The following is a 9,686-nucleotide window of genomic DNA, read 5'->3' on the forward strand; positions in this document are numbered from 1 at the left end:
CATCAAATTGCTTGTGGGGAGTAGGGGTTGGGCGTCCCGCCATTCTAATTTCTACTAATTTTAGACTTGAATATCGAAGTAATGCGATCGCTCACGGTTTTGGGCAGGTCTTATTGGTGAAATCACAGGTATAAATATAGGGTTTCTGCCAGTTTAGAGGAATTTCTAATAAATCCCTGGTTCCGGTCATTCCCTGTCCCAGAAAGAGCAACACAGCGATCGAGTTCAAGATGACATGGATAGTGCGCCAGCGATTTGAACGGTCTTTGTAAATGTCTTCAATGATGGCAAGGGAAAAAACCATAATTAGCGCAGCGGCGATGCCAATGTAGTAGTGAGACCAATACCATTCATTGGTTCGCCGATAAACGCCATCCTGAGTGCCAAGAATCACCAAACCCGTACCTGTTAGGGTCGCAAATATGCCGCGCCATAAAGCGGGTGTCGCTCGATATAGCATGACCAAAGAACCCACAGTTGCAACAAACATCAGCACAATGAAAATGACCTGAAACGAGTTTTTGCTCCAAACATCCTTGCTCAAAATATGCTCAAAAATCGGGTAGGCTAGACCCACCAACGTCACTCCTACCACAGAACCTGACAGAATTCGACCTGCTTTGACGTGTTCTGAACCGACTACAGGTGGAATTTTGCTCTTGGTGTCGATCGCAATTTGCTTCCGACGCTGCATGGTTTGCCACCCCATATTGAGAACAATACCAAGCATAGGAAAAACAATCGCTACAGCTAAAATAGGATGCAGCAAAGCCAGAAAATCTTTAAATTCCATATATCACCTTTTTGTTGAAGAGGGTTGGCTTCATCGCTTCATCGGGAGCATCTCAATGAAAGCAGCCAATCTAGAAATTGGAGTTAGGAGCCAGGAGTCAGGAGTCAGGAGGAAAGAGGAAGAAGGAAGCACGAAGAAGAAGTCTTTTTACAAATATGAGATGCTCCCGGCTTCATCAACCCGGTTTTTGCGATACATAATATCATACCCGGTGATCTAAGCACAGTAAGTTTGTACTCAGGACTAATAATGATTATTCACCCCCATATAGAGGGCTAAAGTCCTGACTACAAACACGCTTTATGAGGGGTAATTCACCGGAGATGTTGAGCAATAAGAAGATATAGCAATCCTAAATCATTTGTGAATTTCTTACTCCCTCCCCAAGGCATCGGGGAGGGTTGGGGTGGGGTAAAAATTTTACGATTCATTTAGGATTGCTATATAGCAGTTGTCAGTTGGGTGAGCTACAGGTTTCTCAATTACGCAATCGAGCAATTACAATTACCTTGTTCTCAGGGAAATGAAAACTGCTGGCGGTCATGTCAGTGCCGGTTAGCCACTAATTCCCTGCATCACTTTGAGCCTATATGTTACTAGGCTTTCAGTATTGAATAACTCCTAGCGACAGTCAAAGCCCCTCTCCACCCAACTCAAGCAAATGACCCGGATAATTTACAATTTTAAGACCTAATTTGGAACGGTTTAACCCTTGAAGTTTAGGGAGGTCGTCAACTAATTGAACTCACTGCCAAAGAGTTTGATTTGTTAGAATTTATACAGCAAAATTTCCGTCAAATGATAACCCGCGACCTAATTATAGAAAAATTCTGGGGTAACAATAATATGGGCGAGTCACATATTATTGAAGTGTATATTCGTGCGTTACGGATTAAATTAGAAGCAAGTAACTCCAAACGCCTGCTGCCTAGTGTTCGGGGAGCTGGATATGTGCTTCGAGAGCAAAAGTGATGAGGGGCGGATTTACAAATACTTGGCAGATAAAGTATGAATACTGGTGAACCCGCTCCTATTATACTACCTATTTTTTGGTGAAAAATCTACCTATAAATCCGGTCGTTCCTGATAATCTTCCGCAGAACTAGGGTCTAATTCCCACCGACTTTCATCTCGATGTTCAAGCATATCTGTTGTGTGCAAAATAGCCCCATCCGCCATCTCTATGCCCGCAGCGGCTCCGAGTTCGTCAACCATATCCAGGTCGGGAGTAGGCGCGGTTCCGCCCACCGATTGCTCGCCCGTAGCACTTTCTTGTTCTGCAGCCGGATCGCCATCCTCGCCGCCGATTTGGGAAGTGGAAGAGTATTCCGAACTGCTGTCCTGCAGAGTTGTTATGTCGTCTGGGCTCACTCCCGGTTGATCAATGACGCCGGTACCGTAAGATTCGGTAATTTGTTGAGGCAATTCGCCCACATTATCGCGTTCTGTAGTTGTTTTTGGGTTGCGTTTCTTTTGCTGTGCCACAATACTTGCTCCTGTTTCTTTTTGAACTCAATTAAATTTAAAATGTCCCAATTTGGCTTTAAATGAATTGTTTTTAGTAATTGTAGATGGATATAATTAAGTCATATAATAATTCCTAATTTAAGTTTTTAGCTTCTATCCCAGGAAATATATGGATTTTAATCGGCTATTTCATTGGGAATACAAAAAGCGATCGCCCTTTTGCAACGGGCGATCACTTTTTAATGGGGATGTTAATTCTATTCGGGAAAATCAGGAATTATCCATTTGGGGGGTTCCGTCCGTTTCCTTCTCACCGCTTCCTCTGCTATTTCTAGCATTTTATCCAGAGAAGTATTTTCAATAAAGTTGGACGTTGCTTCTGCGTATTCCCGCTTCGGGCACTTGTCGCCCAGAACGCAGCCATTGACGCAAGCTACAGCACAATCGACAGTGTTCTCCACCATAACTTTTTTCCTTTCACGGTTCCAACAACTAATAGGCAGGTACTCTGGGTGAATTTGTCAAGAGACTGCTCTATATCTTTATTTTACTTCACAAATTGTCATCAAAGGTCGATCGCCAGGGCAAAACTGTTATAAAATCAAAGCAACCTACCTAATCTGCCGATCGTGAGTAATTTTCTGCGGCGCTTAAAACTTTTACCTTGGCGAGAAATGCTGCAAATTGCCGCCCTCGTCAACTGCATCGTGGTTGGATTGGAGTTATTTTTAGCCTGGGGTTTCACGCAATCGCGGCCAATCCGCAACGTCGTGACGCTTCTTTACGGCTCATCCCTCGGAACATTGATACCTTTCGCTGCTGCTGTGGGAATGGGAGCTTTAGCAGTGTACTTTTTAGAGTATTGGCAACAACAATTTTTGCTCAACCGAATTAGTTTGTGGGTTTTAGTTTTCTGCGTGCTCTTGGGTTTGGTGTTAAAGTCATTCCTACCCATCCCTCCTTTATTAGCAAGTTTATCGGAAACTGCACTAATCGGAGTTACGGTGGGAGTTTTTTGGAAGGGCCGGCCTTATTGGCGATAGTAATGCCATTTTAAATTTTAAATTTTAGATTTTAGATTTTAGATTTTAGATTTTAGATTGGCTATGACTGATGAATATTCTGGTTTGGGGGTTGTCTATAGTTACATTTTTTTGTGAATCTAGTATAAGGTGCCAATAGCGGACACTAGCCAGAAAAATTGTGCGCTATTGGCACCTTACAGAAGATAAATTGTGCAGAATTACCGATCGACTAAAAACACAATTCTCAATTCCCCAATTTCATCGCATTTCAGGAACTCTCACAGTCTCTGTAGGAGGCATAATTGCCTCTTTAGCATTCAACTTTTGATTCAACTCCCGAATCCGGCGCGACAGCAAACGAATAATATTCACCGCAATTCCCGGCGTTTCATCAATCGCATCGTATAGCTGCATTTGAGTCAGCATCAAACACTCGGATTGTTCGACAGTAGAAATAGAAGCCGATCGAGGTTCTGCATCAAACAGCGACATTTCCCCGAAACAAGCCCCCGCTTTCAACTGTGCCAAATCCCGATCGCCTATATGCACGCGCACCGTTCCCGATACCAAAATATAGAGAGACCGCCCTTCTTGTCCTTCCGTAAAAATCCTGTGCTTGGAAGGAAACGAAAGTTCATCCATTACCGATGCTAGACGCACGAGAAAATCATCCCGCAGTTCCTTAAAAATCGGAACCTCCCTCACAAACAATAGGCGTTCGACGCTTGTTAACATAATGAGATGCAGTGATTAATTTAAACTTAAACAAAGGAAGAGGAAGAGGCATTGGGCATTGGGCATTGGGCATTGGGCATTGGGCATTGGGCATTGGGCATAGTTTCTTTTTGTTCCCTCTTCCTTCTTCCCTCTTCCTTCTTCCTTCTTCCTTCTTCCTTCTTCCTTCTTTACCTTTTCCCCCCAGCACCCAACTCTGCCATCATTTCTTCAACTTGAGCGGATACCAAATTATCGGGGTCATTTTGCAGCCTGGGCAACAATTCGACCAAAGCCCGGGGCGAGGCTATTTTCAAATAGGCTAACACTGCTTCGCGGACAAAACCCGTCGGGTGTTGCAGACAGACGAGAGTTTGTTGAGCCGTAAGACTCCAGCGCGCTTCCCTCGCCAAGTGAAAGCAGCAGGCCAAAGCCCAATCCGAAAGGAAGTGGCGCAATTCTAGCAAGCGGCGCAAACGATCGCTAGGCGCTAGAGGTTTGTAAACCATCAATTCCGAGAGGTTGCTCAATTTTTCTCTTTCCGAGTGTTGATCTAACAAATTGATGAGCGATCGCTTCCTAGCTATATCCACAGTATTGTCGAGAATTTCCAATCCCCTAGCAACCAAAGAAGGTTGGCCAGAAGCGATGTTGAAAGCAGCGGCTTGTACCGTGTCCAACGGATAAAGAAACTTCATCAGCAAAAAACACCGCTCCCTAGCATCAGCTTCCAACCCCGCCAGAGCCCGCTGCAACAATTGAGCCGTATCGTTCCCAGGTGCCCAGGTGCTGTTGGCTTCCCGATCCGAGAAATTGCCGTAGCTCGTTACCCCAGACAAATCTACCAGACCTGCATAAATTTGACCGATAAACATTAACTCCTGTTCGATAAGAGTTTCCAAGCCGCTACGGCCGATGCGGTCTAGAACCCCTTCTATCCCCGCTTCCGAAGGCATTTTCAACAGGATGCGGAGGATATTGCGCCTCGTCGTTCCCCAAGCCGTCATCAAATTGCTCACCAAAATGTCGATCGCCTCCACAGTTCCAATTTGACCCAGAGCCGTCCAAGCTTGCAACCTGACCAAATCCGACTTGTGGATGTCCTCAGCCAAATACACGAGCAAAGGAATCGCGTCGTTGTGAAGTTTGACTATAGCCTGCAAAGCCGCTTCCCTAGTCGATTTGTAACCAAGTCCGCGTAGCAGCGAAGGATAATATTCTTCTGAATGAGTAGACGAAATCACGTCTAACAGAGCGCAGCGCACTCGCAGAGATTCATCTTGCAACAGATTGGGGATATGCAGCCGCAGTCCTTGCAAATAATCAGCTTCTCCCAGAGCCCGCGTCCCCATAACACGTTCCCGCTCTTGCTTGTGTGTCAGCATTTGCCGCAGCGTATTAGTAGCCTCTGCCTTTTGCTGGCGATCGCCCCTTCTCATAATTAAAGCAGCCGCCGTACCCCGCACCACCGGATCGACCGTCGGCTGCAAGTACGGCCGCAAGCTCTCAATATTCGGTTCAGCTTCCGTCAGCCAGATGTAGCGCAAAGCCAAAGCCAGCACCTCCGGCGGCAAGGATTGCTGCGAGAGTGCGCGGACAGATTCTAAATAAGCGGGGTTCGGGTGTTGTAGCATCGTTTCCAAGCTCTGGCGCTGCAAACCAGGGGACAGCGAATCGAGGATGGGAGCGAGAACTTCTCCGACATTTTTGGGGTCAATTTGCGTCAGGAGTTCTATGCAAGAGCGCTTTTCATCTTCGCCCCCCGGCTTTTGTAGAGTTTCCACCACTGCGCGCTTGAGAGCTTTGAGGTCAACGTCTGTGACGCCCAAGCGCCCCCGCTCCGCACTTTTGACCAACAAACCCACGTATTGAGAGCGGATCAACCATACGACAAACACCCACAACAGCGCCAATATGACGATCGCGCCAATAAATATCAAGCTTTGCTGGTCGTGAAATACATTTTCGTCTTGCTGAGGGAGTATCTTGCCTGTCACCCACAGCATAATCAGGATGCCTACTCCTGTAGCTCCGCAGGACAAAGGTTCGCCCACACCGTTGACCAAAGTTTGAATTCCCGATCGAATATTGTCGGGAATCGGTTGAAATAAAACCGGGCTAACGGTTTCCAAAAGCGTGTAGTGGAGCAGTTCGTCTAAAAATCTCAGCAATATCAGGCCGATGAACACAGATACTAGCTGGCCCAGAGATGCTCCTATGGTCAGCACCCCGAGTATAGCGATGCCTGCCGGCAAAATCATCGCCGTCACGAATACACCGATTCTTTCCACCAACCGACTCGAAGCGAACCACTGAGTCGCCACTTGAAACAGGCCTTGTATGCCTTCATAAATGCCCAGGAAGCTAGCGATCCAGCTAGCTCCGTCCCCCGGGTTTTGGTATTCTAGCTGGCTGTAGAATTGGAAATCTACCAGCACGTAGACGACTTCTGCGAGGATGAAGAAACTGACTAGAGGTACGGCGTATTTTTGCAGCGGGCCTGTAACTTTGCGGGCGGTAAATTCTTCTTGGTCGTCGTCTTCGTCGTCATCCGTCCAGTGAGCCGTTTCCGGGAATGCTTGGCTGTATTTTTCCGTGAGGTAGTACAGCAACACCGAGCCTGTCGCCACCATCAACCCCGATATCAGGGTAACGTTTTTGAGTCCGACTACGTACAGCAAAACAGGCAGAGAAAATCCGCTGACTACTCCAGCTACTAGATAGCCGCTACTGACTAGCGGATAGGTGCGCTTGATTTCTCTAATATTAAACAGTTGGTTGGAAGTGATAGAAGTGTTGAGGTCATTGAGGACATAGCAAGCTTCCACCCACAGCCACATCAAAAAAATAGTAATAAAAGCGATGCTGATGCCAGCTATCTTAGTATTTTCGTAGCCAATTCCGAATCGAAACAAAAATAGCGGTACCGACATCATGCCCAGAACCACTACGACGGTGCGCCTCAGCGGCAGGATTTTTTGCAGCCACGAGTAGACAAATCCCAAGCCAGAACCGATAAAGGCGCTGGCTATGTAGATAAAAGGCATTTTGTCGGCACCGTACTCGTCTAAAAACAGACCTACTGTGCTGAGTTCCAGCCAGATCAGCCCGACGGAGGTTAGAGTGTAGACGAGGAACATCAGTAAGGTTCGCTCTACTTCTTCTGATCGCAGGTTGAGCGATCGTAGCACTCCTTGTCTTACTCCCGCCGAACCGCTGATTTGAAAATTTTCCATGCAGCGTTGATTTCCCTGTGTGGTAGCTTATTCCTGACTAACTTCCGAAGTCATCAGCTATCAGTCACCAGTTTATGACTGATGACTGCTCACTAATGACTATCTATTTATACTTTTTTCGGCGACAGCAGCATCATCATACTGCGTCCTTCTTTTTTCGGCGCTTGCTGCACTTCTGCGATTTCCTGCAAATCTGTGGCCATGCGCTTAAGCAAGTCCTCTGCTAGGTTGCTGTGTTGGATTTCCCGACCTCTGAACATGATCGTGGCTTTTACTTTGTCCCCAGATTTGATAAAGCGGTCTGCTAGTTTGAGGCGCACTTGGTAGTCGTGTTCTTCAATTTTGTAGCGCATCTTCACTTCTTTAACATCGGCAGTGTGCTGCTTCCGCTTTGCTTCTCGCGCTTTCTTTTCCTGCTCGAATTTGTACTTCCCATAGTCCATTACCCGGCATACGGGCGGGTCAGCTTTGTCGCTGACAAGTACGAGATCCAGTTCTTTTTCTTCTGCCAGGCGCAGCGCTTCTGCAGGCGTCAATATCCCTAGTTGCGCGCCGTCGGTATCGATTACCCGGATTTTGGGGTATCGAATATTTTCGTTGATCTGGGGTAGGTTGCGATTTTGTCTTCTTTCAATCACAGGCATGAATGGTTTTACAAGCAGTAGTTTAATAGCGAAGCTTTTTGATAGTTACAGGTTTGATCGGTCAATTTTTCACGATTGACGATCAAACTGTTTTATAAGGTGTTACCCTTACCGGACGTACTACCGCGCCCTGTGTCCCCTGCGCTAAAGCCTTGGGGAATATTTGGACTGATCGTAAATGAATTCTTACAATACTTGCTATTCTACTCACTCTGGCTGAGTTTCTGCCTAGTTTTATTTTAACTTCACACACGATCGCCCGCCCCCTTGCCCGATCGATGACAAAACCGTCAAAAATTCAGGGTAAAAGCTTAAGGATGAGGTAAAACCGCTTTTCCTAGCCCATCTCGCCCGGTCTGGCAACTCCCCCAAGTCGCCTGATTTGCCTTGTAGAATAGGTATAAGCAAGTGTAAATTTATGTTGCGATCTGAGGCAAAATTGACAAATTCTCTGCTGTGGCACCAACGGGTGGGAACTCAACGAGACTGGATGTGGCGGGGTTGGCAAACTCGCTACACTTATTTGCGGCCCGATGGGGGACGAAATCAAGGCGCGCTGGAATTTCAAGATTCTGCGGCCGAACCAATTGCCGCGCGCGCATCGGGAACGCCGATTATTTTACTGCACGGGTTTGGAGCTTCGATCGGTCACTGGCGACAAAATCTCGCCCAACTAGCCGAAAACCAAACGGTTTACGCCTTGGATTTGTTAGGGTTTGGCGCTTCCCAAAAAGCTCCGATCGACTACTCTGTGTCTCTGTGGGTCGATCAAGTTTATGATTTTTGGCTAACTTTTATCAGAGAGCCAGTAATATTGGCAGGAAACTCGATCGGCTCGCTAATTTGTCTGGCCGTAGCGGCGGCTCACCCGGACATGGTGGCCGGCACGGTAATGATTAGCCTCCCAGACCCCTCTGTGCGAGCCGAGGCGGTGCCTGGATGGCTGCTTCCGGCGATCGAAGCGGTTGAAAGTTTGTTTGTTTCTCCGATCGTACTCAGGCCTCTGTTTTATTTTGCCCGCAAGCCTTCCTTTGTCCGCCGCTGGGTTGGCTTTGCCTACTCCAACCCCGAAGCTGTTACCGACGAATTAGTGGAAATTCTAGCAGGGCCCGCAGGCGATCGGGGAGCCGCCCGCGCCTTCTGCGCTTTATTTAAAGCTGTAGGCAGTTCAAAATTTTGCCCCAGTGTCAAGATTGTGATGCGAAATTTAACAATCCCCATGCTGTTAATTTGGGGCAAACAAGACCGGATGATTCCCCCTCGGTTCGCCCGACCCCACCAATTTGTCGAATGCAATCCCAATTATGTAGAGCTAGTTGAATTAGACAATGCCGGCCACTGTCCCCAAGATGAATGCCCGGAACAAGTAAATCAAGCAATTTTGAACTGGATGAGCCGGAATTTTGCACCTAGGGGCGAGAGCGAATTGCAGCACTGTTGATTAGACATGGGGCAGTGGATTACTAGGGGAAAAAAATAACTTGCAGGTATCGATCCCGCTCAAAAATAAATTTGCTAGAACTCGATCGCACCGGTGGTATTGTATAGCAGATGTTGAAAGCTCTAGGGGCGAAGCAAAGCGGGTAAAAAGAAGTCCTGCAAGAAGGCGCAATCGACCGCTTAGGTTTCAAAAATTAAGAACGTCCTCACCGTCAGGGCAGTTGCTATAGTACAAAACTTCCCTATCTTGAGAGTCAGTCGATTTGATCTTCGAGATTGACTCCCCAGCGGCTATAGCCTTTCTCAGAAAGATGAGGTACAATAACAGCAGTGTGTAAACCAGTTAAAAATATTTGACGATGTAACT

At 47.0% G+C, this 9,686-nt stretch carries 9 protein-coding genes; 3 read left to right on the forward strand and 6 right to left on the reverse strand.

The annotated features are described in order from the left end of the window. Positions 1–91: 91 nt before the first annotated feature. Entirely contained in the window at positions 92–793 is a 702-nt protein-coding gene (locus tag QUB10_RS30185; RefSeq protein WP_333206874.1) for a DUF4079 domain-containing protein, read from the reverse strand. 738 nt (positions 794–1,531) lie between these two features. Between QUB10_RS30185 and QUB10_RS30190 the strand changes: the two genes are divergently transcribed. After that, the gene (locus QUB10_RS30190) at positions 1,532–1,765 is read left to right on the forward strand and encodes a winged helix-turn-helix domain-containing protein (protein ID WP_333206879.1); all 234 of its coding nucleotides are present in this window, start codon (positions 1,532–1,534) and stop codon (positions 1,763–1,765) included. A gap of 93 nt (positions 1,766–1,858) precedes the next feature. Here QUB10_RS30190 and QUB10_RS30195 read toward each other — a convergent pair whose 3' ends face one another. After that, positions 1,859–2,278, reverse strand: a complete 420-nt coding sequence (locus QUB10_RS30195) for a DUF6335 family protein (protein ID WP_333206875.1) — start codon at positions 2,276–2,278, stop codon at positions 1,859–1,861. Between the two features lie 239 nt (positions 2,279–2,517). Beyond that, on the reverse strand, positions 2,518–2,724 hold the full coding sequence (locus QUB10_RS30200; RefSeq protein WP_190740439.1) for a hypothetical protein: 207 nt from the start codon (positions 2,722–2,724) through the stop codon (positions 2,518–2,520). A gap of 165 nt (positions 2,725–2,889) precedes the next feature. On the opposite strand from QUB10_RS30200, the gene QUB10_RS30205 reads away from it, so the two are divergent. Beyond that, complete coding sequence (locus QUB10_RS30205) at positions 2,890–3,303, forward strand: peptide chain release factor 1 (protein WP_333206876.1); 414 nt, start codon at positions 2,890–2,892, stop codon at positions 3,301–3,303. Between the two features lie 240 nt (positions 3,304–3,543). Here QUB10_RS30205 and QUB10_RS30210 read toward each other — a convergent pair whose 3' ends face one another. The 3 genes from QUB10_RS30210 to infC all read right to left on the reverse strand — a co-directional run bounded on the left by QUB10_RS30210 (position 3,544) and on the right by infC (position 7,879). Further along, positions 3,544–4,020 (reverse strand): Crp/Fnr family transcriptional regulator, encoded by a 477-nt coding sequence (locus QUB10_RS30210; RefSeq protein WP_333042796.1) that lies wholly within the window; start codon positions 4,018–4,020, stop codon positions 3,544–3,546. 170 nt (positions 4,021–4,190) lie between these two features. Continuing rightward, the gene (locus QUB10_RS30215; protein WP_333206877.1) at positions 4,191–7,235 is read right to left on the reverse strand and encodes a HEAT repeat domain-containing protein; all 3,045 of its coding nucleotides are present in this window, start codon (positions 7,233–7,235) and stop codon (positions 4,191–4,193) included. 107 nt (positions 7,236–7,342) lie between these two features. Then, positions 7,343–7,879, reverse strand: coding sequence for a translation initiation factor IF-3 (gene infC, locus QUB10_RS30220; protein WP_006635262.1), 537 nt, complete (start codon positions 7,877–7,879; stop codon positions 7,343–7,345). A gap of 418 nt (positions 7,880–8,297) precedes the next feature. Between infC and QUB10_RS30225 the strand changes: the two genes are divergently transcribed. Beyond that, positions 8,298–9,320 (forward strand): alpha/beta fold hydrolase, encoded by a 1,023-nt coding sequence (locus tag QUB10_RS30225; RefSeq protein WP_333206878.1) that lies wholly within the window; start codon positions 8,298–8,300, stop codon positions 9,318–9,320. Positions 9,321–9,686: the final 366 nt, after the last annotated feature.

It is taken from the genome of Microcoleus sp. B5-D4 (genome assembly GCF_036705145.1).
GTDB lineage: Bacteria > Cyanobacteriota > Cyanobacteriia > Cyanobacteriales > Microcoleaceae > Microcoleus.

What these genes read in the sequence shown, in the direction of transcription:
- QUB10_RS30185 (WP_333206874.1), bottom strand. Translation starts at nt 793, where the DNA reads ATGGAATTTAAAGATTTTCTGGCTTTGCTGCATCCTATTTTAGCTGTA.
- QUB10_RS30200 (WP_190740439.1), bottom strand. Translation starts at nt 2,724, where the DNA reads ATGGTGGAGAACACTGTCGATTGTGCTGTAGCTTGCGTCAATGGCTGC.
- QUB10_RS30210 (WP_333042796.1), bottom strand. Translation starts at nt 4,020, where the DNA reads ATGTTAACAAGCGTCGAACGCCTATTGTTTGTGAGGGAGGTTCCGATT.
- QUB10_RS30215 (WP_333206877.1), bottom strand. Translation starts at nt 7,235, where the DNA reads ATGGAAAATTTTCAAATCAGCGGTTCGGCGGGAGTAAGACAAGGAGTG.
- infC (WP_006635262.1), bottom strand. Translation starts at nt 7,879, where the DNA reads ATGCCTGTGATTGAAAGAAGACAAAATCGCAACCTACCCCAGATCAAC.
- QUB10_RS30225 (WP_333206878.1), top strand. Translation starts at nt 8,298, where the DNA reads ATGTTGCGATCTGAGGCAAAATTGACAAATTCTCTGCTGTGGCACCAA.